General features: G+C 63.1%; 23 protein-coding genes, 2 pseudogenes and 3 riboswitches. Of the genes and pseudogenes, 19 read left to right on the forward strand and 6 right to left on the reverse strand.

The window, feature by feature from the left end:
• Positions 1 to 485 (reverse strand): annotated as a pseudogene (locus tag AC1DJW_RS25250) (glycine dehydrogenase (aminomethyl-transferring)); the annotation flags it as partial.
• Positions 486 to 635: 150 nt separating this feature from the next.
• A riboswitch (glycine riboswitch) is annotated at positions 636 to 736 on the reverse strand.
• 251 nt (positions 737 to 987) lie between these two features.
• Positions 988 to 1,085: riboswitch (glycine riboswitch) on the forward strand.
• Between the two features lies 1 nt (position 1,086).
• Positions 1,087 to 1,194: riboswitch (glycine riboswitch) on the forward strand.
• Between the two features lie 51 nt (positions 1,195 to 1,245).
• Between AC1DJW_RS25250 and AC1DJW_RS25255 the strand changes: the two are divergent.
• A complete protein-coding gene (locus AC1DJW_RS25255) occupies positions 1,246 to 2,724 on the forward strand; it encodes an amino acid permease (RefSeq protein ID WP_476902825.1) in 1,479 nt (492 codons plus the stop codon).
• A 118-nt stretch (positions 2,725 to 2,842) separates the two neighbouring features.
• Here the strand turns inward: AC1DJW_RS25255 and AC1DJW_RS25260 are convergent, their stop codons facing one another.
• Positions 2,843 to 4,336 carry a PucR family transcriptional regulator gene (locus tag AC1DJW_RS25260; RefSeq protein WP_476902826.1) on the reverse strand — a complete coding sequence of 498 codons (1,494 nt, stop codon included), beginning with the start codon at positions 4,334 to 4,336 and terminating at the stop codon, positions 2,843 to 2,845.
• Positions 4,337 to 4,553: 217 nt separating this feature from the next.
• On the opposite strand from AC1DJW_RS25260, the gene speB reads away from it, so the two are divergent.
• The 13 genes from speB (at position 4,554) to AC1DJW_RS25325 (ending at position 18,476) form a co-directional block, all read left to right on the forward strand.
• The gene (gene speB, locus AC1DJW_RS25265) at positions 4,554 to 5,558 is read left to right on the forward strand and encodes an agmatinase (RefSeq protein ID WP_284756123.1); all 1,005 of its coding nucleotides are present in this window, start codon (positions 4,554 to 4,556) and stop codon (positions 5,556 to 5,558) included.
• Positions 5,555 to 7,012: a purine-cytosine permease family protein gene (locus tag AC1DJW_RS25270; protein WP_476902827.1), complete on the forward strand. Its 1,458-nt coding sequence runs from the start codon at positions 5,555 to 5,557 to the stop codon at positions 7,010 to 7,012. The genes speB and AC1DJW_RS25270 overlap by 4 nt, the downstream gene beginning before the upstream one ends.
• A 72-nt stretch (positions 7,013 to 7,084) precedes the next feature.
• Positions 7,085 to 8,617 (forward strand): aldehyde dehydrogenase family protein, encoded by a 1,533-nt coding sequence (locus AC1DJW_RS25275; protein ID WP_476902828.1) that lies wholly within the window; start codon positions 7,085 to 7,087, stop codon positions 8,615 to 8,617.
• 28 nt (positions 8,618 to 8,645) lie between these two features.
• A complete protein-coding gene (locus AC1DJW_RS25280) occupies positions 8,646 to 9,938 on the forward strand; it encodes a D-arabinono-1,4-lactone oxidase (RefSeq protein ID WP_476902829.1) in 1,293 nt (430 codons plus the stop codon).
• 97 nt (positions 9,939 to 10,035) lie between these two features.
• Positions 10,036 to 10,467, forward strand: coding sequence for a large conductance mechanosensitive channel protein MscL (gene mscL / locus AC1DJW_RS25285; protein WP_284756127.1), 432 nt, complete (start codon positions 10,036 to 10,038; stop codon positions 10,465 to 10,467).
• A gap of 122 nt (positions 10,468 to 10,589) precedes the next feature.
• Positions 10,590 to 11,453 (forward strand): ACT domain-containing protein, encoded by an 864-nt coding sequence (locus AC1DJW_RS25290; protein ID WP_390281963.1) that lies wholly within the window; start codon positions 10,590 to 10,592, stop codon positions 11,451 to 11,453.
• A gap of 31 nt (positions 11,454 to 11,484) precedes the next feature.
• Positions 11,485 to 11,739 (forward strand): hypothetical protein, encoded by a 255-nt coding sequence (locus tag AC1DJW_RS25295; RefSeq protein WP_476902830.1) that lies wholly within the window; start codon positions 11,485 to 11,487, stop codon positions 11,737 to 11,739.
• Positions 11,740 to 11,818: 79 nt separating this feature from the next.
• On the forward strand, positions 11,819 to 12,766 hold the full coding sequence (locus tag AC1DJW_RS25300) for a proline dehydrogenase family protein (protein WP_476902831.1): 948 nt from the start codon (positions 11,819 to 11,821) through the stop codon (positions 12,764 to 12,766).
• Between the two features lie 558 nt (positions 12,767 to 13,324).
• Complete coding sequence (locus tag AC1DJW_RS25305) at positions 13,325 to 14,668, forward strand: MFS transporter (protein ID WP_476902832.1); 1,344 nt, start codon at positions 13,325 to 13,327, stop codon at positions 14,666 to 14,668.
• A 101-nt stretch (positions 14,669 to 14,769) separates the two neighbouring features.
• Positions 14,770 to 15,453, forward strand: a complete 684-nt coding sequence (locus AC1DJW_RS25310; protein ID WP_306964555.1) for a GntR family transcriptional regulator — start codon at positions 14,770 to 14,772, stop codon at positions 15,451 to 15,453.
• Complete coding sequence (locus AC1DJW_RS25315; RefSeq protein WP_476902833.1) at positions 15,450 to 16,274, forward strand: aspartate/glutamate racemase family protein; 825 nt, start codon at positions 15,450 to 15,452, stop codon at positions 16,272 to 16,274. Before AC1DJW_RS25310 ends, AC1DJW_RS25315 begins: the two co-directional genes overlap by 4 nt.
• A gap of 8 nt (positions 16,275 to 16,282) precedes the next feature.
• Complete coding sequence (locus AC1DJW_RS25320; RefSeq protein WP_476902834.1) at positions 16,283 to 17,734, forward strand: amidohydrolase family protein; 1,452 nt, start codon at positions 16,283 to 16,285, stop codon at positions 17,732 to 17,734.
• A 7-nt stretch (positions 17,735 to 17,741) separates the two neighbouring features.
• Complete coding sequence (locus AC1DJW_RS25325) at positions 17,742 to 18,476, forward strand: maleate cis-trans isomerase family protein (RefSeq protein WP_284756140.1); 735 nt, start codon at positions 17,742 to 17,744, stop codon at positions 18,474 to 18,476.
• A gap of 16 nt (positions 18,477 to 18,492) precedes the next feature.
• On the opposite strand, the gene AC1DJW_RS25330 is transcribed toward AC1DJW_RS25325, so the two are convergent.
• Positions 18,493 to 18,696, reverse strand: coding sequence for a cold-shock protein (locus AC1DJW_RS25330; RefSeq protein ID WP_078107248.1), 204 nt, complete (start codon positions 18,694 to 18,696; stop codon positions 18,493 to 18,495).
• Positions 18,697 to 18,945: 249 nt separating this feature from the next.
• Here AC1DJW_RS25330 and AC1DJW_RS25335 point away from each other — a divergent pair, with 249 nt between their 5' ends.
• Both AC1DJW_RS25335 and AC1DJW_RS25340 read left to right on the forward strand, forming a co-directional pair.
• Positions 18,946 to 19,620, forward strand: coding sequence for a response regulator (locus tag AC1DJW_RS25335; RefSeq protein ID WP_476902835.1), 675 nt, complete (start codon positions 18,946 to 18,948; stop codon positions 19,618 to 19,620).
• A 47-nt stretch (positions 19,621 to 19,667) separates the two neighbouring features.
• A pseudogene (locus AC1DJW_RS25340) lies at positions 19,668 to 20,291 on the forward strand (SDR family oxidoreductase).
• A gap of 16 nt (positions 20,292 to 20,307) precedes the next feature.
• On the opposite strand, the gene AC1DJW_RS25345 reads toward AC1DJW_RS25340, so the two are convergent.
• Positions 20,308 to 20,850 (reverse strand): cysteine hydrolase family protein, encoded by a 543-nt coding sequence (locus AC1DJW_RS25345; protein WP_476902836.1) that lies wholly within the window; start codon positions 20,848 to 20,850, stop codon positions 20,308 to 20,310.
• Positions 20,851 to 20,988: 138 nt separating this feature from the next.
• On the opposite strand from AC1DJW_RS25345, the gene AC1DJW_RS25350 reads away from it, so the two are divergent.
• Positions 20,989 to 22,179: a serine hydrolase domain-containing protein gene (locus tag AC1DJW_RS25350; RefSeq protein WP_476902837.1), complete on the forward strand. Its 1,191-nt coding sequence runs from the start codon at positions 20,989 to 20,991 to the stop codon at positions 22,177 to 22,179.
• A 77-nt stretch (positions 22,180 to 22,256) separates the two neighbouring features.
• Here AC1DJW_RS25350 and AC1DJW_RS25355 read toward each other — a convergent pair whose 3' ends face one another.
• Complete coding sequence (locus AC1DJW_RS25355) at positions 22,257 to 23,315, reverse strand: iron ABC transporter substrate-binding protein (protein ID WP_390281973.1); 1,059 nt, start codon at positions 23,313 to 23,315, stop codon at positions 22,257 to 22,259.
• A gap of 320 nt (positions 23,316 to 23,635) precedes the next feature.
• Between AC1DJW_RS25355 and AC1DJW_RS25360 the strand changes: the two genes are divergently transcribed.
• Complete coding sequence (locus AC1DJW_RS25360; RefSeq protein ID WP_476902838.1) at positions 23,636 to 24,286, forward strand: hypothetical protein; 651 nt, start codon at positions 23,636 to 23,638, stop codon at positions 24,284 to 24,286.
• A 74-nt stretch (positions 24,287 to 24,360) separates the two neighbouring features.
• Positions 24,361 to 24,990: a hypothetical protein gene (locus AC1DJW_RS25365; RefSeq protein WP_476902839.1), complete on the forward strand. Its 630-nt coding sequence runs from the start codon at positions 24,361 to 24,363 to the stop codon at positions 24,988 to 24,990.
• Positions 24,991 to 25,084: 94 nt separating this feature from the next.
• Here AC1DJW_RS25365 and AC1DJW_RS25370 read toward each other — a convergent pair.
• Positions 25,085 to 25,282, reverse strand: a 198-nt coding sequence (locus AC1DJW_RS25370) for a hypothetical protein (protein ID WP_476902840.1), incomplete at its 5' end; no start/stop codon positions are given.

A 25,282-nucleotide genomic window follows, 5' to 3' on the forward strand; every position in this document is an offset into this window, starting at 1 on the left:
ATCATCAGGACCGCCTCGGCGACGGCGGTCGCTTCGTCCAGCAGGGACGCATTGGCGATCGGCAGGCCCACGAGGTCCTGGACCATGGTCTGGAAGTTCAGCAGCGCCTCGAGGCGGCCCTGGGAAATTTCCGGCTGGTACGGGGTGTAGGCCGTGTACCAGGCCGGGGATTCGAGGATGTTGCGGCGGATCACCGGCGGGGTCACGGTGTCGTAGTAGCCCTGCCCGATCATCTGCACGGCCGTCTTGTTCTTGGCCGCCAGCTTGCGAAGTTCGGCCAGAACTTCCACCTCGCTCAGGGCGTCGGCCAAGGTGAGGGGCTTGTCCTGGCGGATGTCATTGGGAACCGCGGTGTCTACAAGCGAATCGACGCTGTCGTAGCCGACGGCCTTGAGCATGATGTCAACATCGGTTTGCCGTCGTGAGCCGATATGCCGGTCTGCAAAAGCGGTGGGGGTTGAATGAATAGTCAAAGGGAACTCCAAGGTAGGGCCGGCCACAATGGCACGGCTTCGATTTGGGTTCCTCCCCGCTCTGTATCGGACCTGAGAGATTCCGCAGAACGCATTGTCACGTTGTGTTCCGCTTGCACCGTCGGTGAGCCGGACCGAAGCCAGGCTGCTTTCCAGAGTTGCCTCGCCGCGGCGGTACGGGGGCCTGAGAGATTCCTGGGGAGGATTTGCTCCTACGGCGCCTGCCCGGTTGATGACTGGGAGGACTCTCCCGCCACGGTTCGAAAGGCATATTCAGATTTGGGTGATTCGGCTCACACCATACACACAACGCCAGCGCCGGGGCAACATCGCATCCGGTATCGGAAATAGTGATCGACAAACGGCATCAAGCGGGGACAAACGAAGCAAAGCCGGAGTTGACATTCCTTAGTGAGCTATCCCACACTGGGTCGGGTGGCCGCCCTGAAGGAGCTGGCCACGGACGGTACAAGCCGGCCCCAAGACCGCGATTCACCCAAACTGAATACGCTGATGATCTGCGGCGGGAGAGTCCTGCCAGTACATTCTGCAGTCGCCGTAGGAGCAAATCCTCCCCAGGAAACTCTCAGGCCCATGTACCGCCGCGGCAAGGCAACTCTGGAAAGCAGTCCGGGAACCCGGGCTCACCGACGGTGCAAAGCGGAACCATGCGAAAGCACGAGGCCGCGGAATCTCTCAGGTCCCATACAGAGCGGGGAGGAACCCCGAATCATCGTGGCACCATGATGCCACTTGAACGATGGAGTTCCTCATGACGATTCATCAACCGCCCGCCATAGCTAGTGAAACACCGCATCTTGAACGGCAGCTCAGCAACCGGCACATCCAGCTGATTGCAATCGGCGGGGCCATCGGCACAGGCCTGTTCATGGGCTCCGGAAAGACCATCTCCGCAGCCGGGCCGTCCGTGATCTTCGTGTACATGATCATCGGCTTCATGCTGTTCTTCGTCATGCGCGCCATGGGCGAACTGCTGCTGTCCAACTTGCACTACAAATCCTTCAGCGACTTTGCCGCTGACCTCCTCGGTCCGTGGGCAGGTTTCTTCACGGGTTGGACATACTGGTTCTGCTGGGTAATCACCGGTATCGCGGACGTCATTGCGATCGCGGGCTACTCAAAGGAACTCTGGCCGAGCCTCCCGCTGTGGCTTCCGGGCCTGGCCACCATCGCGATCCTGCTGCTGTTGAACCTGACCACGGTGAAGGCCTTCGGCGAGACAGAATTCTGGTTCGCCCTCATCAAAATCATCGCGATTGCGGCACTGATCGTTGTGGGACTGTTCATGATTTTCAGCGGGTTCCAGTCCGAGGCCGGACCAGCAAGCCTCACCAACCTCTGGAGCCACGGCGGCTTCTTCCCACACGAATTCATGGGCTTCGTGGCCGGCTTCCAGATCGCGGTCTTCGCGTTCGTGGGCATTGAGCTTGTCGGCACCACTGCGGCAGAAGCCAAAGACCCGGAGAAGAACCTGCCCAGGGCGATCAACTCTATCCCGGTGCGCGTGCTCCTCTTCTACGTGGGCGCCCTCATCATCCTGATGTCCGTCACTCCTTGGACCCAGTTCGCCGCCGGCCACAGCCCATTCATCGCCATGTTCTCCTTGGCCGGCCTCGGCGCAGCCGCCACCGTGGTCAACTTGGTGGTGCTGAGCTCGGCCATGTCCTCGGCCAACTCCGGTATCTACTCCACCTCGCGCATGGTGTACGGCCTGGCCCAGGAAGGCGACGCCCCAGCCCTTTTCAGTGGCCTGTCCCGGCGGAAGGTTCCCCGCAACGCCCTGTTCCTCTCCTGCGTGCTTCTGCTCTCCGGCGTCGTCCTGATGTACGCGGGACAGGACGTCGGCAAGGCCTTCGATATGGTCACCACCGTGTCCGCCGTCTGCTTCGTCTTCGTCTGGTCCATCATCCTGGCCAGCTACATCGCATTCCGTCGTCGTCGCCCGCAGCTGCACGTCGCGTCCAAGTTCAAGATGCCCGGCGGACTGCCCATGGTGTGGGTGGTCTTCGCGTTCTTCGCCTTTGTGCTCTGGACGCTGACCACCCAGCCGGACACGCTGACGGCATTGCTCTTCACGCCGGCCTGGTTCATCATGCTCGGCGTCGCGTGGTTCTTCCTGCGCCGCCGTCCAGCCCACCTGGCCCGTTACGCGAGGTTCCAGGACGAGCTCCAGTCGGACCAGTATGCCGCAGACGTGTCCATCCGCGCGGGTGCCCGGAGCGGACAATAACAGCCACCTCGCAAATCAACAGCAAGGCACCCTGGCCGTGCCCGATGGACTAAAGGAGAAGGCCGCCGTCGCTCGCTTCACCCAGCGAGCGAGGGCGTCGTCCTCTCCGGGGCGGGGCTTACTTGTGCATGGCCTCATGAATCTGGAGCGCAAACCAAAGCTGGGCCAGCGTGGACGTTTCGGTCATGTCGAGCCCCGTCAACTCGCTGATTTTCCGGATGCGGTAAATGATGGTTTGGCGATGGGCGAAAAGCGCAGCGGCAGTCTTTTGCCACGACCTCTGGGTGTCCAGGTAGGTCTTCAAAGTCACGATGAGATCGCCTTCCTGGCTCTGTTCATACGTGAAGATCGGGCCGAGCAGCTGCTGAACCAACGCCGTCCCCTCCTCGAAACTGGTAAGCCCCAGCCACGAGGGCCCCTCGGCGTAACGGGACAGGTTTACGGCATTGCCTTTCGCTGAACCGAGCGCCCACAACGATTCCTGGAGCGCACGTTGGACGCCCCCGGCAGAAGTAGGCGAGCTGATGCCAATCCGAACCCCGGGCCCCGCGCAGTGGATCAAAACGTCATCGGCCACCGCTGCTGATATCGCCACATGAAGTGTATTGAAACGCCTCAGGCAAGCGGCTTGAAGTCCGTGGCGCCACAGTTCGACGTGAATATCCGCCAGCCGCCCGCCGTCGTCGGCCCCCATCGAAACCACCACAAAACTCTGCGCCGAAATATCAAAAGCAGTGAGCCTGATCTCCAGTTCCGCGATCCCGAGACGTCCATCGAACGCCTGCAGGAGGAATTCGCCCGCCAGGCGATGCCGGCTTTCCAGGGACAGGGCCGACCGTGAGAGTTCCAACCCCAGCACCGTCGCCGCATGCAGAAGCACGACGGCGTCAGGGTGCGGATCGCTTTTCGGCAGCACCACTAGCACCGCATTGGAGTGAGTGGGGATGTCCATCATCAACACATGCCGGTCCCGCAGCCGATGCCATTGGAACTTCTTCCCGGTCATGGGTATATGCCCTGTCAAGGGCGCCAGTTCCGCCTTCAGGAAGTCCGGCAGCGGCTCAGCATCCGGATGCCAGGGATGAAGGCAGCGCCGGTCCACGACGAACAGATCCGCATCGAGCTCGGCCTCAAGGCCTTGGATAAGGCCCTGCCAATGGTCCTCGGATGTTCCCGCCGTACGGAGCAGGTCATAAACCCGGGCCGTCTGCCGCAGGCGCCGCGATTCCTCCAGCAAGGAAGCCTCAGCTACCGTTCGCGCGATGGCGATGAAGGGCAACGGATACGGAATGCTAATCAGCGGCAGCGGCAGCAGTTCGCATGCCGCCAGAAACTCGGGCAACAAATCCGGGGCATGCATCTTTTCCCCGATGGCCAGGGCGCTGGCACCTGCATCGACGAGCGCCTCGGCGAGCGCAACCTGGCCTTGGGCGTCGGCCGGGATGGACAGGCCGTTGGTCATCATCAGTTCGCCGCCGGTGACCCATTCCCACAGCCTCGGCAGGTCAGAAGTGTGTGCCCAGGTGATTCGGTTGTCCCTGCCTGTATATCCGGCCAAAAGCGTGAGCCCGAGCTGGGGTTCCGCCACGAGCTCAGCCACAGTGATCGCCATGAAATATGCTCCCAGCGCCTTGGTTTCCGGCCAACTCAGAGGCCCTTAGACAAACGTATAAGGGCCTCGGCCATTTGTAGTCAATCTACCGCTATACGCCGTGATGCACGTCACTAAGAATTGGATTACCTACTTCCCGCTCAAAGGCGAGCACCCCTCCCAACACCGAAACGCTGCGGGCATCGCAGCTCGGCAGCACTGCACAAAGGATCCCGGAATGACAACGCACAAGCCCATCGGTCCCGTCGACGCAACAAAAGTCCCCCGGTATGCAGGCCTCGGCACCTTCGCCAGGCTCCCCCAAATCGACCGCGTTCCGGACTACGACATTGCGATTGTCGGCGTGCCGTTCGACGGCGGAACGTCCTACCGGCCAGGCGCCCGGTTCGGTCCTGCCGCAGTCCGCGAAGCCTCCCGGCTGCTGCGCCCCGGCTACCACCCCGAACTGGACGTCGAGCCTGTATACGAAGTCCAGGTTGTCGACGCTGGCGACATCGCCTGCACGCCTTACGACATCACCCGGGCCGTCCGCGAAATCGAAGAGCAGGCACTCCCCCTGATCGGCGAGGACAAGAAGCTCATCTCGATCGGTGGCGACCACACTATCGCCCTCCCGATGCTCAGGGCCTTGAACAAGGTCCACGGGCCGGTCGCGTTGCTGCACTTCGACGCCCATCTGGACACCTGGGACACTTACTTCGACCAGCCGGTCACCCACGGAACCATCTTCCGGCGGGCTTTTGAAGAAGGCCTCCTTGTGGAAGATAGGTCCATGCACGTCGGCATCCGCGGGCCGGTCTACGATCGCAACGATTTCCTCCGCGACCACGAATTCGGATTCCAAATCATCCGCTGCTCGGATCTGGATGTCATCGGTGTTCCAGCAGCCATCCAACGGGTCAAGGAGCGACTCGGCGACACCCCGGTCTACGTCTCCATCGACATCGACGTCCTGGACCCGTCCTACGCGCCGGGCACCGGCACTCCCGAGATGGGCGGGCTCCACTCGCGCGAACTTCTGGCACTGCTCCGCGGCCTGAACGGCATCAACATCGTCGGAGCAGACGTCGTCGAGGTCGCTCCGGCCTACGACCACGCAGACATCACCACGGTAGCCGCGGCGACCCTCGTCTTCGACCTTCTCGCGCTGATGGTGAATCGCGGCAAGGCCGAGACGAACGCCGTCCGCGAATTGCAAGCAGCCTCCTGGACCGCATCATGAGCACCCGAAGCAATCCCGCCGCGGCCACCGAAGTGCCCCGGCTCGAAGACAAGACCATTCAGCCCATCCCGTTGAATGAACGTCACGGGAAAGCCCGGGACCTCTTCACCATCTGGTTCGGTTCCAACATCATGATCATGACTATCGTCACCGGCGGACTCGCAACAACGGTGTTCGGGCTCAGCTTTGTGCCCGCCATCGTGGGAATCATCCTTGGAAACGTCATCGGTGGCATATTCATGGCGCTCCACTCCGCCCAGGGACCGCAATTGGGCGTGGCGCAGATGATCCAGACCCGCGGCCAATTCGGCTCCTTCGGGGCGCTGCTGATCGTGGTCATCGTGGTGATCATGTACGTCGGATTCTTCGCCGCGAACCTTGTCTTTGGCGGCGAAGCAATGGCCGCGGTCAGCCCGGACATCAGTGTTGACGCAGGAATCATCATCATCGGCGTCGTGAGCGTTGTTGCCACGATTTTCGGCTACCGGCTCATCCACGCCTACGCACGCTTCCTAAGCATCGTGGCTGGTTTGGCGCTGCTGCTCGCCTTCGTCTGGATCATGCTCGTCCACGGGCTGCCCGCCACCTTCCTGTACCAGGGAAACTTCAACTGGGTTGGCTTCATGGCCACCGTCTCCGTATCCGCCTTGTGGCAACTCGCCTACGCTCCCTACGTCTCGGACTACTCCCGCTACATGCCTCAAGGCACCGGATCGGCCCCGGCGTTTTGGGCCTCCTACTCAGGCTGCGTCCTAGGCACGCTCTTCCCGATGCTCCTGGGTGCCTTGGTGGGAACCCTCGCGGTCACGATGGGCGCAGACGCTGGCAACGTCGAAATCGTCGGCAGCATGGGAGCGTTGCTCCAGCCATGGACACTGGCAGTCGTGGGAATCTTCTGCCTCGGCGTTGCAGCGTCGAACGCCATGAATCTCTACTGCGGCGTCCTGTGCAGCCTCACTATTGGGCAGACGTTCAAGCCGAACTGGTTGCCTCGCGCCAAGACCCGAAGCGTTGCGGCAATCATCCTCTTTACACTCGCACTCCTGATCTCGCTGTTCGCACGCGACAATTTCATCCTCTTTTACACCAACTTCCTCTCCTTCCTGATGTACGTGCTGGTTCCCTGGACGGCCATCAACCTGGTGGACTACTACCTCCTCCGGCACGGCGATTACAGGGTTGAGGACTTCTTCAAGCGCGACGGCGGAGTGTACGGCCGCTTCAACTGGGTAGCGATCGGTTCCTACGTGGCAGGTGCCCTGGTCCAGCTCCCATTCTCGGCAACAGCGATCTACACCGGGCCCGTCGCGGCGGCCATGGGCGGCGTGGACCTCTCCTGGATTATCGGCCTCGTCGTGGTTGCTCCGCTCTACTACGTCGCGGCACGCACCTTCCGGAAGAAGACCGCGGCCGTACCGTTTCAGGCCCCCGCACTCGCAAGCGACTTGGTCTGACACACCGCGGGCCCAGGCCCGCACTCCCCATACCGACGCCGCGACCGGCGCCAGAAAACAAAGGCAAAAATCATGACACTCATTGACACCGAACAGTTCACCGTCCGCCGCGTCAGCGAAGACAACAACTCCCCTGCGGCCCACAACGTCCCAGGCATCTTGCCACTGCCTCTGCCTCCCGGCGGGCACTTCATTGGCGGATCGTTTGTTCCGGGCTCTTCCACCCACTTCATCGATGTCGTTGACCCCACCACTGAACAGGTCATCGCCTCCGTAAAGGCCGGCACAGCCGCCGACGTCGACGTTGCTGTTGAAGCAGCCGTGGCGGCGCAGAAATCCTGGGGCGCCACCACACCGAAGGAGCGGTCCGAGGTCCTGAACCTGATCGCCAACATCATTGAAGCCAATCGTGAAGCCTTCGAAATCATCGAGTCCGCCAACACCGGCAAGCCGCGAGCCGTTGCGGAGGACGATGTCTCCAGCACCATTGACACTTTCCGTTTCATGGCCGGAGCGTCCCGCACTCTGACGTCGATGGCTGGTGGCGACTATGCAACCGGGCACACCTCGGTGATCCTCAGGGAGCCCGTGGGCGTGGTTGGCGTCATCACCCCGTGGAACTACCCGCTCCTGATGGCTGCCTGGAAGATCGCGCCCATCCTGGCCGCCGGAAACAGCATCGTCCTCAAGCCGTCCGAGCAGACGCCGCTCTCGACCCTCAAGCTTGCAGAGCTTCTGGCCGGACGCATTCCGGACGGAATCCTCAATGTCGTGACGGGACAGGGCCGGACCGTCGGACAGCGGATTTCCGAACACCCTGACGTTGCCCTCGTCGCCTTGACGGGGAGCGTTGTCAGCGGACAGGCCGTCGCTGAAACCGCGGCCAAGTCGGTCAAACGCGTCCATCTGGAACTCGGCGGCAAGGCTCCGGTTGTTGTCTTTCCTGACGCCGACCTCCGCGCGGCCGCCGCTGGGGTGCGCAATGCCGGCTACTGGAATGCCGGCCAGGACTGTGGCGCCGCATGCCGCGTACTTGTGCACGAGTCGGTGGCTGCCGAGTTCACGGAACACCTGGTGCGCGAAGTCAGCACCCTGGTGGTCGGGGCTCCAGGGGCAGGGGACGACGTGGAAATCGGACCCATGATTTCCCGCCCACACTTCGAACGCGTCAAGGAATCGCTGGTCGAGGCAAAAGCTGCTGGCCTGCACATGGCCGTCGGCGGTTCTGCGTTGGAAGGCCCGGGTTACTTCATCGAACCCACGGTCATCAGCAACGTCCCGGCCGGGGCGCATGTTGCCACCCACGAGATCTTTGGGCCAGTGGTCACGGTCGAGACTTTCAGTTCCACCGAAGAGGCCATCACACGGGCGAATGAGAGCCCTTATGGACTATCTGCCTCGGTGTGGACACGGGATTCAAGCCTCTCGTTGAGCGTCCCAAAGCAACTCGACTTCGGCACCGTCTGGGTCAATTCACACTTGGTGTTGGCTTGCGAGGTACCGTGGGGCGGGTTCAAGGGATCCGGCTACGGCCGGGATCTCTCCCTTTACGCCCTGGACGATTACTCCCGCACCAAGCACCTCATGATCAACCACGGCGCATGAGCGTTCAGACAAGCAACGGAGCTTAGCAATGACCACCGCGAACCTTCCCCACACATCATCCTCGGCACGCGCAGCCACCCCGCCGGCCCCTTTCGGAACAGACGTCACCTGGACCAACTGGGGCGGGAACCAGAGCGCCACGCCAGCCTTCACCGTCCGGCCGAGGACTGAACAAGAAGCGCTCGACGCCGTTCGTTTCGCGATCCGCGAAGGCTTGCCCGTGCGGGCGGTCGGCTCGGGGCATTCGTCCTCGCCACTGGTTCAGACGGGGGGCGTCCTGATGGACATGTCCGCACTATCGGGGATCACCGGAAGCGACCCTGTCCGGCGTCGTGCCAGAGCCCTTGCCGGCACCACCATCAATGCCTTCGGCGATCCGTTGTGGGAGCAAGGCCTCGCGCTGGCCAACCAAGGCGACATTGATAAGCAGCAGATCGCGGGGGCACTCTCAACCAGCACCCACGGCTCCGGGAAGGATCTGGGGAGCTTCTCGTCAAACCTCCGTTGGGTGAAGCTGATCAATGGTTACGGCGAGATCGTCGAAATCGGCGAGGGGCAGCTCCGCGAACTCAAGGCCGCTCAGGTAGCTTTGGGTACGCTCGGGATCTTCCTCGAGGTGGAGTTGGCGGTTGAGGACCGCTACTACCTGCAAGAACAAATCACGTACCCCACTTGGGCCGAGACCACCGCAACGTGGCAGTCCGACATCGACGCGAACAGGCATTACTCGTTCCTCTGGTGCCCGGAAGAAGGCTCGTGCGAGCTCCTGGACCTCCCTGGAGCGCCAGGCCTGAGCATGGCAAACCGCAGCTACACCAAGCGGTACAACATCGCGCAGATCCAGGACGAGCAAATTTCGGGTACGGAAGGTGCCCGGCTGGACCGTTCGTACCGTATTTACCCGGGCGGATTCACCACGCCGTTCCATGAACTCGAGTACTTTGTGCCGAGCGACGTTGGACTGGCCGCTGTCGAGGCCGTCCAGGACCTGATCCGAACCAAGCACTCTGACCAGAAATACCCCGTGGAGGTTCGCTGGGTGAAGGCCGACGAGGGCTACATGTCCCAGTTCCAGGGACGCGACACCACCGTCATCACCCTGACTACCGAACCCGGGACCGACTACTGGCAGTTCTTCCGTGATGCCGATGCGGTGCTGCAGGAATTCGAGCCACGTGCACACTGGGGAAAGATCCATTTCATGACCAGGAGCCGTTTGGAACGCCTCTACCCGGAGTTGGACACCTTTATCCAAGTACGGAGGGAGTTCGATCCGCGCGGAATATTCCTCAACGACCACACCCGTGCCCTTCTAGGCTGACCGAGCGAAATTGGGTCCGATACACCCGTTTGAAACTTTGGAATGGTAGTTTGATCTCTGATTTAGCCAGAGACTCGTACCCACCGGAGGATATTCCATGCTCAAAGGTTTCAAGGACTTCGTTCTTCGCGGCAACATCATCGAACTGTCCATTGCCGTCGTCATCGGCACCGCGTTCACAGCCTTGGTGGCGGCTTTCACCACCAACATCGTCAACCCGGTCATCGCCGCCGCCGGCGGGGTCAACGCCGAGGGCCTGGGCTTTTCGATCTGGCCGGACAACGCGAAGACATTCGTCAACTTCGGCGCCGTCATCACGGCGTTCGTAACCTTCCTGATCACGGCCGCCGTGGTGTACTTCATCTTCGTGGCGCCCATGAACAAGATCAACGAACTGACCAAGCGCCGCGCCTCCATCGAAGAACCGGAGGACGAACCGCTGCCGGCCGACACCGCCCTGCTTGTTGAAATCCGCGACCTCCTGACCGAGCTTGCCGCCGCGAACAAGAGCAACGAGAACGCCCGCTAATTTTCGGGCGCTACGGCCAGTTCGGCGCGTCCGGTCGGCGCCGAACTGGCTCGCATGAGTGCCGCCCAAGATCGTGACGCAGACGCAACCCACCTGAAACAGGGCTCGGGCACGATAGTGCCATGAAGCCGAACACGAGGACTTCCGCTACAGCCGAGCTCTCCTGCGAAGTGTGTGGCCAGATGCCCGAGGCTCCGAAGGCCCGGGTCACCGTGGCCCAAATCGCCGTGATGCTGCCCATCGAACTTCTCGTGCACGCCGCCGTGGTTGAAACGCAACTTCCTTACCTGGCCAAGGTGCTCCTCCTGACGGTGACCGCGACGGTCCTGGTCATCTGGGTCGCCGAGCCCTCCGCGGCCAGGATTCTGCGGCGCTGGATCCACGCGCCGGCCCTCCGCCACCGCAGGAAGCTCCATTCGGCCCCGGCGCTTTGGCGGGCGAGGACCGTGCTCCGTGACCGGCCGGGGTCCCTCCAACGCATCACCCAATCGCTCGCTCGGACTGACATCAACATCCTCAGCATCCATGTCCACCCCGTGGATGGCGCCGTCCTGGACGAATTCGTGTTGTCCGCCCCGGGCCACCTCGGCGAGCAGGAGCTGCTGAGAGCGCTCGACGACGGCGGCGGCCGGGATTCGCACGTGTGGCCTACCACGGCACTCGCTATGGCGGACGGCCAGACCAAGGCCCTGAGCCTGGCTGCCCGGATCGCCGACAACCCCGACGAACTGCCGCTGGCGGTTGCGGAACTCCTCTCGGCGAAAATCGTCACCCAGGAACCTGTTGGGTCGGCCGCTGAGGCGGGCGCCGCCGTCGGGCCCTCCACGACGCTCCTCAAGATTCCGACCGCCTGGCACGGACCGCTCCTGTTCTCCCGGCCGGGCGAGCCGTTCACGCCGGCGGAATCGGCACGCGCACATCGGCTCGCCGAGTTGGCGGAAATCCTGGCGCACACCCGGAGCGCCGACGCCAAAGACCGGGACTAAACGCGGCCGACAACTGGAAGGTGGTGGCGGGATGAGCGCCATGGACATGAGGGAGTTGGATTCCGCAGGGGTGTCCGTTCCCGGCCAGCACGGCGCCGAGGCGGTGGCCACGAGCCGGGATCCCCACCACTGGGGCCGTGCGATGGCCGTTGCCATCAGCAAACTCGCGGACCAGTTGGCAAGCGAGGACGGGCATGAAGCCCTCGTAGGCCGGGATCTACGGCTCCGCATCACGACGGATCCGGACGGCGTACGCATCACGGTCTGGTGTTTCCCGGAGGAGTAGCGAAGACCCAGGGGCACCCGGATTTCGCATCGTGAACCCGAGGCAGGTGCCGGCAATTTCCGCAGGTACAGTTTGTCGGGTGACTACGAAGATTGATCTTGAGCGTGCTGCCAATACCCTCCGGACGTGGGCATTGGATGAAGACCTGAAGCAACGTGTCATGTCCACCCCAGCCTTGGCGACAATGGCTTCACGCGTGGCAAGGCGATACTCGGCCGGGGACACCGCGGCTGACGCCATCGAGGTAGCTGCGGCGGCGGTGGCCCGCGGGCATGCCGCCAGTATCGAATACGCCGGCGAGAGCGTGCGCAACGCCGAGCTCGCACGCTCGGAAGCAGCGGTGTTCCTTGAGCTGGGCGCTACCCTCGGGAAGAGCGGCGTACCGAGCACCATCTCTTTTGATCTGTCCCACCTCGGCGCTCTCGTGGACCGCGATCTGGCCCTCCACCATGTACGCCAGCTTGCCGCGATCACTGAACCGTACGGAACGGGGCTGATGATCTCAGCCGAAGGTTCGGATCGGACCGATTTGGTCCTCGACCTGTACGAAGAGCTCGCAGCCGAGATCCCCCGCGTCGGCATCACACTCCAAGCCCGCCTGCACCGCACCCCCGGAGACCTCGAGCGGGTCCTTCGTTACCCGGGTACGGTCCGGCTGGTCAAAGGCGCGTTCCTTGAACCCGAGTCCGTCGCCTACCCTCGCAACAGCGTCGAACTCATTGCCGCCTACCTCGACCTGGCGAGCCAGCTCATCCTCTCCGGCCACTCACTCTCGCTCGCGACGCACGACGACGAACTCGTCAACACGCTCGTCGCCAGGCACGGCGAGGCACTGAAGACCGACGCGATTGAATTCGAGATGCTCCTCGGGCTGGGGACCGATCTACTGGACCGGCTCCACAGGGACGGCTACAGGACGCGCGAGTACGTCATCTTCGGTGGCGAGTGGTGGCTGTACGTCCTCAACCGCATCGCCGAACATCCCGAGCGGGCGCTGACGGCTCTCGCCGACCTCAACCCGAGCTAGGCCCTCCCAATCCTGGGCGCCTCTCGACGCCCTAAACGCCTCGTGACCCGGGATATCCCTATCGACACCGGTATTCCCGCGTCGCCAGACTTTCTCCTCGTCGCTTAACCAGTTGCGCGTCGTGGGGTCTGGAGCGCGTCGTGGGGTAGACAGCGCGTCGTGGGGTAGACAGCGTGTCGGCAGGCAGGAACGCGCGCGAACACCCCGGTATCCCATGCCCCACCCGGGCAAGCCTAGGGATCGTGTCGGTATCCCATTCCCTGCGCCGCTCGGGTGAGTGAGCCTACATTCCGCCATACTTCACGCCCGGTCACATTCTGTTTCTTCGCTTTGTATACCAAAACTCTTGACAGTGCGCCGGGTCACATCTAATTTTGATTTTGGGATCCCAAAGCGGGATCCCAAATGGACCCAACGAACCGGCAGCGTCCCTCCTCCCAGAAAGAGGACCGGCCGCCACAGTTGCCGCCGGCGCGAGTCCGGCTGCCGCGGCAACCCGCACCCAGCTCAACAAGTCAAGACTTTCCCCGCTCCTCAAACTCCCCTGAAGGAGAAACTGTGTCTCTCCAAAACACCGAAACAGAAGCGCATGCCGTCGAAGGAAAAGCAGAAGAAAAGGACCGCGTGCAGCGACGCACGAGCGTCCGTTGGAGGCTCTTCGTCCTGCTGCTGGTCCTGGTAGCCGTCAACTACATCGACCGCGGCTCCATTTCCGTGGCATTGCCCATCATCCAAAAGGAATTCAACCTCGCACCGGAGCTCGTCGGCCTCCTGCTTTCGGCATTCTTCTGGACCTATGCCCTCATGCAGATCCCGGTCGGCTTGCTCATCGACAAGTTCGGCCCCCGCAAGGTCGTCACGGCGTCGTGCATCGGCTGGGGTGCCGCAACGGCAGCATCCGGCCTGGCCGGCGGCTTCCTCAGCATGTTCATCGCCCGCCTGGGGATCGGCGTCGCTGAAGCGGGCGTCATGCCGGCCGGCGGCAAGCTCAACGCCATCTGGATGCACAAGAAGGAGCGCGGCCGCGGCGCCACGATCCTCGACGCAGGCGCCCCGCTCGGCGCCGGCCTGGGCGGCATCCTCATCACCTGGCTCATCGCCTCAACCGGCAGCTGGCGCTACTCGTTCATCATCGCCGGCGCGGCCACCGTCCTCATGGGCCTGGCGGTCTGGTGGTACGTCCGGGACAATCCGCGCAACCACAAAGCCGTCAACGCTGCCGAGGCCGACTACATCGAGGCCTCCCACGCCGAGGAGGACGCCGAGGCCACGAAGGACGGCGTCCAGGGCAAGCGCGCACTTCTCCCCTACCTGAAGTTCCGCTCTTTCTGGGCCATGTGCTTTGGCTGGCTCGGATTCAACGGCGTGTTCTACGGCCTGCTGACGTGGGGCCCGCTCTACCTGGCCCAGGCCAAGCACTTCAACCTGAACACCATCGGCTGGTCCACCTTCGTGATCTTCGGTGCAGGCTTCGTCGGCGAAATCCTCGGCGGCGCCATCGCTGACAAGTGGCGCGCAGCCGGCGCCTCGGCCAACCTGGTCATGCGCACGCTGCTGGGCATCTCCAGCGTCGTGGTGGTCGGCGGCCTGGTTGGCGTGACGGTCGTCGCAGACCCGATCACCGCCGTCGTGCTCCTCTCGGTGGTCCTGTTCTTCCTGCGCTGGGTGGGCCTCTTCTGGTCCATCCCGGCCATCCTCGGCGGCCGCACCAACGCTGGCGTCCTGGGCGGTGCCATGAACTTCAGTGGCAACATCGCAGGGTTCGTCACCCCGATTGTGGTAGGCCTGATTGTCGGGGCCACCGGCTCCTACACCTGGGCACTGCTGTACTTTGTAGGATCCGCCGTGATCATGGGCGTCTCCGTCCTGACCCTGAACTACAACAAACGGCTTCCGGTCTAACTCGCCTGACCGGGCCGGCCGTGCGGTCCTGAACCGCCGCACGGCCGGACGCCTCCGGGTTGCCGGGCGCAATGACCCAAAAGAACACGAATGGAGCAAAGATGCTGATTGCAGAAGAAACCCCCACCACGGACCGTCCCCTCCGGGAATCCGTGCGGGACGCCATCCGTTCGCGAATCTTCGAGGGTCACTACGCGCCCGGCACCCGGCTGGTGGAGAGGGACCTCGCAGCCGAATTCAACGTCTCGCGACTCCCCATCCGCGAAGCCCTCCGCATGCTGCGGCAGGAAGGCCTCATCCAGGACCGGGCCTCCCGCGGTTCCGAAGTGGCAGGCTTGAGCCCCAAAGACGTCGAGGACCTCTTCGACGTCCGCCAGTCACTCGAAGTCCTCGCCTGCCGCCTGGCAGCGGCCCGCGCCACGGACAAGGACCTCAAGCACCTGGCCGGGCTCCTCGATGAAGCCGATCGCTTCCTTGCGAAAGGCTCAATCCTCGAGGCGCACCGCGCCAACAGTGAATTCCACGATGCCATCACGGCCATCGCCAACAACGATTTTCTCCGCACCGCGTTGGAACCGCTCCAGGGCCGCATGCACTGGCTTTTCCGCCACGTGGACGACCTGCCGGAACTGATCCAGGAACACCGCGATCTCTACGCCGCCATCGCCAGCGGCGATGCGGAGCGCGCCGCTACCCAATCGGCGTCGCACATTGGAAAGTACCGCGAGCAGTTCCCCCAGAACGAGCCCGCCACAGAACTCAAGCTGCAAGGCAAACGACCATGAAATTGCTAGTCATCAATCCCAACATCAGCGCGGATGTCACCGCGCTGATCGACGCCGAAGCCCGCCGCTCGGCGGGGGCTGACACCGAGCTGATCGTCCGGACCGCCGGACATGGCGTCGAATACATCGAGACCCGCTTCGAAGCCCTCATCGCAGCCGGGGCCGTCGCCGAAATCATCGCCGAGCACTGCGGGGGCGATCCGGCGGCGGACCGCATAGACGGTGTCGTCGTGGCCGCCTTCGGCGACCCCGGGATGCCCGCCCTCAAGGAGCTCAGCGACGTGCCCGTCATCGGGATCACGGAAGCCGCCCTCTGCGCCGCGGCCCTGCAGGGCCAACGCTTCTCCATCATCGCCATTTCGGACCGCATCACTGCTTGGTACCGGGACTGCGTGGAGCATTTCGGGCTTGGCAGCCGGCTTGCTTCAATCCGTTCCATCAACCAGAGCCTCAACGGCATCGGCACGGTGCAACAGGATTTCAAGGAGACCCTCCTGGCGCTGAGCCGGCAGGCGGTCGCGGAGGACGGCGCCGACGTCGTCATTCTGGCAGGTGCCCCGCTTGCGGGACTCGCACGCGAGCTTGAAGGACAGATCCCCGTGCCCGTGGTGGACGGGATCTCCGCCGGGATCCGCATGACCGAAGCGGTTGTGGCGCTGCAATCCGGTTTCCACCGCCAAGGCGCTTTTGCCCCGCCGCCCGTCAAGCACCGCCGGGGGTTGTCCGAAACCCTCGACGCCGCCCTGACCGCCATCCAGTCCGCCGCCAGCACCTCAGTTACCGCCAATGCTGTCGCAGCGGCCGTTCCAGCCGGAAAGTAGGGATCACCGTGAACATCCCCGATCTCGTCATCGCCCACGGCACCGTAGTCAACAGCTTTGGCCGGCAGGCCGCACACGTCGTGGTCGACGACGGCCGCATCACCCAGCTCATCGACGCCACAGAACCGGTCCCCGCAGCCGCGCGTACCATCGACGCGTCCGGTAAGTTGGTCATCCCCGGCGGTGTGGACGGCCATTGCCATGTGGCCCAGGTGACCGGGCGCTTCCGCACCCTCGACGACTACCGCACCACCTCAACCGCAGCCCTGTGGGGCGGCACTACTACCATCATCGACTTTGGTATTCCGCGTGACGCCCAGGAATCACCGCTGGACGCCGTCCTGAACAAGAAGCGATTGGCAGCCGAGTCCCGGTGCGATGTGGCTCTGCACGGCTCCGTGGTCAGCTGGGACGAGACCATGCCATGGCAGCTGGAGCAGCTCGCCAGGGAGGGCGTCCGTTCAGTGAAGATGTACACCACCAACCGCGGTTCCACCATGGCCGACGGCGACACCATCCTGAAAGTCATGCGCGAAATGGTGCGTCTGGACGGACTCACATACATCCACGCGGAGCACGATCCCATCATCGCCGACTGCACCGAACAGCACGCCGCGGACGGCCGGATCGGCATTGAGCACTTGCATTCCACTCGGCCCGAGCTCGCCGAGGAAACTTCCGTCAAAGAGACCCTCGCCATGGCGGAGTACACGGGAGCGCCGGTCTACTTTGTGCATCAGTCGACGCCCGGCGCGGTGGATCTGGTCGCTGAGGCCCGCGAACGCGGCCAGGAGGCCTACTCCGAGACGTGCCCGCACTACTTGACGCTGGATGACACCGTCTACGGCTCAAAATTCCCCGAGTGGTATGCCTGCTGCCCGCCCATGCGCAGTGCTGAAACTGTGGCCGCGCTGAAGGAACGTCTCGCGGCCGGAGCAATCCACACGGTGTCCTCGGACCACTCCTGCTACGACCTCTCACAAAAGCGCGAGCGCACCGACGATGTCCGCTTCATGCCGCACGGGCTGCCCGGCGTCGAGACCCGAATGCCCGTCACGTTCACCGCGATGGCGCCGAACAGCACAGTGGAGGACTTCGTCGAGGTCTTCTCGGCCGGTCCCGCGCGGATCAACGCCGTGCCCGGCAAGGGCACCATCGCGGCAGGGTTCGACGCCGATCTGGTCATCTTTGATCCCGCCGAAGAACGCGAGGTCGACGGCGGCGCGCTCCACATGGGAACCGACTTCTCGCCTTTCGAGGGGAAGACGCTGAACGGCTGGCCCGCCGTCGTCGTCTCCGCCGGACGCGTGGTGGTCGACGACGGCGGTTTCCACGATCCCGGCCCCGTGGGCCGTTTCGTTGCCCGAAACGGCTTCGCCGCACACCGCGACGCCCAGTCCGCTCGAAAATCGCCGTCCGCTCGAAAATCGCCGTCCGTTCCTGCCACCGTTTCTGCTTAGGAGAACCATGCCTTCCGAACACCGCCCCACCCGCATTGGCATGATCGTGCCGTCGTCCAACACCTGCCTTGAGCCGCAGAGCTACCGGATTCTGGGTGACCGCGAGGACGTCACCATCCACTTCACGCGCATTCCGGTCACGCGCATTGCACTGGATGATTCCTCGGACAAACAATTTGATTCGGCCGTGATGAGGGAGGCCGCGGCATTGCTCGCGACGGCGGACGTGGACGTCATCGCGTGGAACGGAACCTCGGGCTCCTGGCTCGGTGCCGCGCATGACGAGGCCGTGGTCCGGGAAATAATGGAGGCCACCGGGATCCCGGCCACGACCTCCACGTTGGCCTACCTTGAGGCCTTCAAGACGTTCGGCACGGAAAGGATCGGCATGTTCACGCCCTATACCGGGGACGTGAACCAAGCCGTCATCGAGTCATATGAGCGCGAAGGAATCAAAACGGTGGACCACCGCCACATGGATCTCAGCAACAACGAATCCTTCGCCCGGGTCACGGACGCGGAAATGCTGCCCGGGTCCTTGGAACTTGCCGCCTCGAACCCGGACGCGCTCATTTACTTGTGCACGAACCTTTACGGCGCCAACATCACCGCGGAAGTGGAGGAAACCACCGGGGTGCCGGTGCTGGATTCCGTAGCGGTGACGCTGTGGCATTGCCTCAAGCTTGCCGGAGCGCCGTTACTGGCTCCCAAGTGGGGCCGGCTGCTTGCAGAACTGCCTTAGGAAAAGTGCCCTAACGTCACAGGGGATGGATGTTCTCCGCCTGGGGGCCTTTCGGGCCCTGCACGACGTCAAACTGGACCCGCTGGTTCTCGTCCAGTGATCGGTACCCACTCGAGGCGATCGCCGAGTAGTGGGCAAAGACGTCCGCCGAACCGTCGTCGGGGGCAATGAAGCCGAAACCCTTCTCGGCGTTGAACCATTTGACAATACCTGTTGCCACGGCCGTGTTCCTTCTCTGAATCTGACTGACCACCGGTTTCAAACCCGATGCCCCCGAACGTATACGTCCGCTTCCTCAAACCTACGGTGCGGGGTTCGGGGGCGCAAGGATCTCCGGAGGGCAGGCCGCTGCTTTCTTTCCAGGTGTCCGAATCTTGAGGATTTCTTGCTCCTCTGTATGGCGGGATCTTGAAACTGGGGCGGCAAAGTGGTTGACGATTAGCGTCGTCGGCCATAAAGGAGAACACCAATGGGGTTGTTCCGGCGGCGGTTCGAGGCGGCAGCGCCAAAGATCCACGTCGACATCCTCGAAGACCACGCACTGCTCCGGGAGAGTCTGGCTTCTTGGCTTGAGGCCAACGCCACAACCGTGAAGGTGGTGGGCCGGTTCGGCTCCTGGGCCGAGCTCGCAGCCTCATTGGGACAGTCGTCAGATGTTGTCCTGTTGGACATCATCCTTGGTGACCGAATCCCGTTGCGCTCCAAAATCCAGGCCATTCTCTCTACCGGATCACAAGTGGTGGTGTGCAGTTGCCTCACGACGCCACTGGTGATCCGTCAAGCGTTCGACGCCGGCGCCATGGCCTACATACCCAAGACGGCGGGGGCCGAAGTACTCACCACAGCCGTGCTCGCCGCGGCGCGCGGCGAGAAGTTCGTCCTGCCCGAGCTTGCCGGCGTCTTTGACGTCCCGGGGCCGCGGATCCGCCTCACCCCGCGCGAACACGAAGCCGTCACGCTGTACTTGGGCGGCTCGGGCGGGACAATGGCCGATGTCGGCGCGAGCCTGGGGATCAGCGCCGACGGCGTGAAGAAGCTGCTCGTCTCGGTCCGCCGCAAAGCCCACGACGGACCGGAACCGCTCAGCCGGCCCGCGCTCCGGGAGCTTCTGATCGCCGATGGCTGGTTGCTTCCTGATCAGTGACGGCTGTGCCTCCCCGCGTGGCCAAGGCCGCTTCCTAGAATCGAACCATGACGATGCAGAGCCGTTCGAAAGTCGCGGTTGTGACGGGGGTCGGTCGACGGCGCTCGATCGGGGCGAGCCTCGCGGTCGGTTTGGCGCGCGACGGCTGGGATCTCGCCCTCAACTATTGGCGACCGCACGACGATCGCGTCGGACTGGAGGGCAATGCCGACGACCCCGAGTCCATCGCCAGCGAATGCCGCGCGTTGGGGGGCCGCCGTCGAACTCGTCCCGGGCGACTTGAGCGATCCAGAGGTGCCGGCTGAGCTCATCATCAGGGCTGCAGGAGCCCTTGGTCCGGTGACAGGTTTGGTCATGTCGCTTTGACGAGCGATCACACTGTTCACAATCTGCCATACGGTGCCAGCAAGGGAGCCCTCGACCGGATCGTCACAGCAGCCGCCGTCGAGCTGGCAGACCGGGGCGTTCGTGCGAACGTGGTGAACCCGGGCCCGATCGACACCGGATGGATGGACGACGCGACGCGCAGCCGGTGCATCGGCGCGACGCCCGCCGGTCGGCTCGGCACGGCCGAGGACACGGCAGACCTGGTGAGATTCCTGTTTTCCGGCCAGGGCTCGTGGATGAATGGCCAGATTCTTTACAGCAACGGGGGCTTCAAGGTCGGCTGAGCGGGGGTCCTTGCTGCTAGGCGATGACGTCTCGGGATGAGACCACCCGGGCAAAACCGTCTCCAAGGGCTGCGACGAATGCTGAGTGAACCATCTCGCCCGGGACCCGGACCCCGCCAAACTCAAGATCCGGGGCGGCGCATGCGTCATGGACCAGAACAACGTCGAACCCCTGTTCCGCGGCTGCCCGAACACTGGAGTCCACGCACATGCTTGTCATCATTCCGACCACCACCAGCTCACTTGCTTCTAGCCGCTTGAGCACGGCGCCAAGTTCAGTGCCGATAAAGGCATTTGGCGACGCCTTGGTGATCACAACTTCCTCTGGGAGCGGGCGCACCGCGTGGTGGATCTCGACGCCGGCGGTCCCCGGTCGCATGAAGCTCGCCTCCGGTTCGTCCCACACATGCTGGACGTGCACCACTGGCTCGCCGCTCTGCCGGAAGATCTCAATAACAGATGCGGCAGCGGCAACCGCCATATCTGAACCGGCAAGAGGGTATGCGCCTCCGGGAAAGTAGTCGTTTTGAACGTCGATAACAAGGAGTACGCGACTCACGCAAATTCCATCCTGTTGTTGTAGTGCATAATCATGAAAGAGAATGCCATTCGCTTTCATGATTATGCCCGATCCGCACCAAAGCTGCTGCGGCCCACACTAAACCCGGCCCCGGGCCGGATCCGATGGAGGAACACCATGTCACGCATTACCACCGGCCAAAGCAGGGTCACCATTGACAACTGGCAGGAGCCAGCGAATCTGCCGTGGTCTTTCCTTCACATGGATGAGCTGTTCGCGAACGCCGCGATTCGCGCCGTGGCCAAGGACTCTGCCAGCCCACTGCAGCGGGCGATGCCTGAGGATCCCCTCGGGCTCCGGGGCGTGGTTGTCCGCCTGCCGGACGGCTCGGACAGAACCGTCGAGGAAGTCCTGGCGGCCACCAGCACTGATGCCTGGATGGTCCTGCACGGCAATGAAGTTCTCGTCGAGGAGTACTTCGGGGCGATGAGCCACGATACCAGGCACCTGCTGATGTCCGTCAGCAAATCCATCGTTTCCTCGGTGCTCGGCGTCCTAGTGGCGCAAGGGAAAATCGACACCGCCCAGCCGATAGAGCACTATGTTCCCGAGCTCCGCGCTAGCGGCTACGGCGGCGCCACAGTGCGGGACATTTTGGACATGCGCAGTGGCATCAAGTTCTCGGAGGAATACCTCGACGCCAGCTCCGAGGTCCGGAAGCTGGACGAGGCCGTGGGCTGGGCGCCCCGTAACGGCGGAGCAGGCACGCTCAAGGAGTTCCTGCTGACCTTGGAACAGGTCCGTGAACACGGCGGCCATTTCGAATACCGCAGTTGCGAGACGGATGTGCTCGGTTGGCTTTGCGAAGCCGCGAGCGGGAAGCAGTTCGCAGAACTCGCCTCTGAGGTCCTCTGGTCCCGGATGGGTGCCCGCCATGACGCCTTCATCTCCCTCGATGCGGCCGGTACGGGCATGTTCGACGGCGGCATCTGCGCCACGCTTGGGGACATGGTCCTGTTCGGAGCCATGATCCGCGACGGCGGGGTCTCACTGAACGATGAGCGGATCCTCGAGTCTGACTGGGTTGACGACATCTTCACCGGCGGCCCCGATTCCGCAACGGCCTTCGCGGCTGGCGATCATGCGGAAGAGATGCCGGGAGGCAAGTACCGCAGCCAGTTCTGGTTCCTCTCGGACGATGCGGATACGGCATACTGCCTCGGCATCCACGGGCAGATGGTCTACATCAACCGGAGGTCAGGGGTAGTGGGGGTCAAATTCTCTTCAACAGCGCTGCCGGTTGATCCTGCTGCGGGCCCTGCAGCCGCCGCGATGTTCGAGGCGATCAGCCGCCGGCTGACACCCTGAGCGGGCACTGACGGACCGCCACCCCCGCCCTCGACGGGACAGGGGTGGCGGTCTGCGGCGGCTAGGCGGTCCTCGGCCTAGAGGAGCCCGACCTTGGTCATCAGCTCGGTGACCTTCTCGCTGTTGAGCTTCGCGGGGTCCACCGAAGGTGCCTGGAGGTCCTTGAGCGGCACAAGCTTGGAGTTGGCCGGCACGTCGGAGCCAACGGTGTACTCAAAGGAGTCGCCGTTCTGGAGAACCTGCTGACCCGCTTTGCCCGTGATGAACTTCAGGAACTCCTGGGCTTGGGCCTGCTTCTTGCTGGACGCCAGAACAGCGCCGCCGGAGACGCTGACGAACGCACCCGGGTCCTGGTTCTTAAAGTAGTGGAGATCAACGTTCTTGCTGTTTTCGCCGGTCTGGGCCTGGTCCACGAAGGAGTAGTAGTGGTACAAAACTCCCGCGTCGACCTCGCCGGCGTTCACCGCTGCGAGCACCGGAGTGTCGTCCTTGTAAGACTTGAAGTTGGTTTTGGCCGCCTCCAGCCATTTCTGGGTGGCATCTTCTCCCTTGAGCGCAAGCATCGCGCTGACAATGGCCTGGAAATCAGCTCCTCCCGTGGACGCGCCGATGCGTCCCTTCCACGAAGGGTCCGCGAGGTCCATCAAGGACTTGGGAAGCTGGCCTGCGCTGAGCTTGGTCTTGTTGTAGGCCAGCACGGTGGAGCGGGCCGCGATGCCCGTCCAGTCGCCAGTAGAGGGACGGTACTGCGCAGGGACCTGGCTGAGGGTTGCCTGGTCCACCGGTGCGAGCAAGCCGGCACTCGCGATGCGGACCATGGCCGGGGAGTTTTCCGTGAGGAAGACGTCCGCCGGGGAGTTCTTGCCTTCCTCACTGAGCTGGTTGCTCATTTCAAGGTCATCACCGTTGCGGAGCGTAACTTTGATTCCCGTCTCCTTGGTGAAGGCGTCCACCCATGCGCCAGTGAGGTTTTCATGCTGCGCGTTGTATACGACGATGCCGTCGCCGCCGGATGCCGCGCCGGCCGTTGAACCACCGCTTGCGGTACCGCTTGGTGCGCCGCTACACGCAGAAAGTGCCAGCAGCGTGGCCGTGGCGGCGGCAAGGGCCGTAGCGGGTTTGATGCCGAATTTCATGGGGGGCCTTTCAGGGGTTCCGGCCGGGACCGGAATGGTTGGGGGTAGCCATACCCTTCATGCAGAGCGGCCCGACGAGTCGGGGGAAACGGTCACGAGATAGGCAAGGCAATCCTTACTGTAATAACAACATGCCACTGTTGCGTAATTCTGAGCGGGCCGAGATCGACTGTTACGGCCGGGAACGCCGGGCGTTAAATGTGCTCCTGCTGGCGTAAGGAAACCATTAAGGAGCGACGACGGCCGCTCCGTTTGGTGGTCTGATGAAGACAGGACGCACCGCCTATTCGGGCTGACCCTTCGTAGGAGCTGAATTCACCATGAAACGCACCGCCCCCAGCAAAGGAACGGCACACGATAACGAGCTTGCCGGCGCGGATCCGGAAGACTACGTCGTTGTCGATGAGCTCGGTGATTTCACGTACTATCCGTCCAAAACTGCCATGCTCGAAGACCTTGAGTACGTTGACGAAGCAGCCAGCATTCTTGACCGGGCGGGCAACAACTTCCACTTGACTTTGGAGAAGGGCCGGAAACTGACCCTGGGGTCCTCGTTCGGCCGAGTCGAATTCACGTGGCTACGCCAGACCTGGATCAACGATCGACGCCGCGAACCGAAAGCGCATCGATTGCTCCGTCTCTACCCCACAACGCTCGATGCCCTTCTGGCTGGAATATTTGAAACCCTGAGCCTGGAACTCGCCAGCAGCGCCACCGGTTCGCCCTGGGTATTGGATGTATCGGGAGAAGAGGCCCGCCCCGCAACGCTCAGGGACGTCGATGGCCTCCTCGCGCGGCTGGATCATCTTGAACGAGTGACTGTGCGAGACCCCTTCGGACACGAATACCGGCCGATCCGTCATACAACACACCGCCTCCATGCTCCTGGCGCTGGGGCGATCTACTACGTAGAGATTGAACCCCACGCCGGAGAGGCCGGGCATCCGGACGCTTCTCGCAGTCTGCCGTGAGTTGCTGGCGAATTTCCTCTGTTGCGTGCAAGGATGACCCATACGATCGCACCGGTCCAAATTTTGGGGGAACCATGACCGAGAGCACCAACCTGCCGGAAAACACCCAGCCCGGCAGCAACGAATACGGCGCATCACAGCGTCCCGAGCCTGAGTTCGGAATGAGCTCCCCGAATGCCCCCGGCCCGCAGATTCCCCCTTGGCATCCGGAAGCCAACCAGACTCAGGCAACAGTGTGGCCGCCCGCTCGCCCGATTCGAACCGCCGAGAACGTGGGCCGAGGCGCCCTGTTCGCCCTCCCGGCCCTCCCGATCGGCGTCGTTCTGTGGCTCGTCATCTGGAATTTTGGCTGGATGTCCTCGCTCGTCACCTTCGCCGCTGCCGCGATGGCGGCCCGTTTCTATGTGATGGGAGCTGGCGGGCTGAGCCGAAAGGGTGTGTGGGTGATAGCGGCTATCACCGCTGCCACCGCGCTTTTGTCTTTCGTCGCTGGAGTCTGGCTGGACGCCGCCAAGTACATCAATAGCCAGCCCTTGTCCTTGATCACCAGCTCCGAGCCGTGGGACCTGATGAACTACAACCTGGCGAACAACCCGGATTTCGTGAAGAGTTACATGGGCGATTTCCTGATGGCGCTGCTATTCGGCGCCTTGGGTTGCTTCTTCACGCTCCGCCGCATGTTCGCCGCCACCAGGAACTCCTAAGACTCACCGGGAAGCGGCGGCTGCGAACCAAGTCCGCGGCCGCCGCTCGCGTTAAGAGCTAGGCACGACCGCGACCACGTCCATGCCGGCGGCCTCAGCCGTTAGTGAGGGTGACGTCGTCGAGGTACATCCAGGTGTCGTCGGCGGGGGTGGAGCCGTCGAGGTGGACGTTGAACCAGAGGGTGATGGTCTGGCCTTTGTAGGCGGTGAGGTCGGCGGTGAACTGGGTCCAGGTGCCGTTGTTGTTGCAGAGTTTGAGCAGGCTGGCCAGGGTGGTGCCGCTGGTGCTGCG

This window comes from Arthrobacter sp. 05L417 (assembly GCF_056397865.1).

Bases quoted from the DNA above. Each gene is read 5' to 3' on its own strand.
- AC1DJW_RS25310 (WP_306964555.1), top strand. From the start codon at position 14,770: ATGCTGATTGCAGAAGAAACCCCCACCACGGACCGTCCCCTCCGGGAA.
- AC1DJW_RS25325 (WP_284756140.1), top strand. From the start codon at position 17,742: ATGCCTTCCGAACACCGCCCCACCCGCATTGGCATGATCGTGCCGTCG.
- AC1DJW_RS25255 (WP_476902825.1), top strand. From the start codon at position 1,246: ATGACGATTCATCAACCGCCCGCCATAGCTAGTGAAACACCGCATCTT.
- AC1DJW_RS25260 (WP_476902826.1), bottom strand. From the start codon at position 4,336: ATGGCGATCACTGTGGCTGAGCTCGTGGCGGAACCCCAGCTCGGGCTC.
- speB (WP_284756123.1), top strand. From the start codon at position 4,554: ATGACAACGCACAAGCCCATCGGTCCCGTCGACGCAACAAAAGTCCCC.
- mscL (WP_284756127.1), top strand. From the start codon at position 10,036: ATGCTCAAAGGTTTCAAGGACTTCGTTCTTCGCGGCAACATCATCGAA.
- AC1DJW_RS25280 (WP_476902829.1), top strand. From the start codon at position 8,646: ATGACCACCGCGAACCTTCCCCACACATCATCCTCGGCACGCGCAGCC.
- AC1DJW_RS25275 (WP_476902828.1), top strand. From the start codon at position 7,085: ATGACACTCATTGACACCGAACAGTTCACCGTCCGCCGCGTCAGCGAA.
- AC1DJW_RS25290 (WP_390281963.1), top strand. From the start codon at position 10,590: ATGAAGCCGAACACGAGGACTTCCGCTACAGCCGAGCTCTCCTGCGAA.
- AC1DJW_RS25360 (WP_476902838.1), top strand. From the start codon at position 23,636: ATGAAACGCACCGCCCCCAGCAAAGGAACGGCACACGATAACGAGCTT.
- AC1DJW_RS25350 (WP_476902837.1), top strand. From the start codon at position 20,989: ATGTCACGCATTACCACCGGCCAAAGCAGGGTCACCATTGACAACTGG.
- AC1DJW_RS25270 (WP_476902827.1), top strand. From the start codon at position 5,555: ATGAGCACCCGAAGCAATCCCGCCGCGGCCACCGAAGTGCCCCGGCTC.
- AC1DJW_RS25295 (WP_476902830.1), top strand. From the start codon at position 11,485: ATGAGCGCCATGGACATGAGGGAGTTGGATTCCGCAGGGGTGTCCGTT.
- AC1DJW_RS25365 (WP_476902839.1), top strand. From the start codon at position 24,361: ATGACCGAGAGCACCAACCTGCCGGAAAACACCCAGCCCGGCAGCAAC.
- AC1DJW_RS25315 (WP_476902833.1), top strand. From the start codon at position 15,450: ATGAAATTGCTAGTCATCAATCCCAACATCAGCGCGGATGTCACCGCG.
- AC1DJW_RS25335 (WP_476902835.1), top strand. From the start codon at position 18,946: ATGGGGTTGTTCCGGCGGCGGTTCGAGGCGGCAGCGCCAAAGATCCAC.
- AC1DJW_RS25355 (WP_390281973.1), bottom strand. From the start codon at position 23,315: ATGAAATTCGGCATCAAACCCGCTACGGCCCTTGCCGCCGCCACGGCC.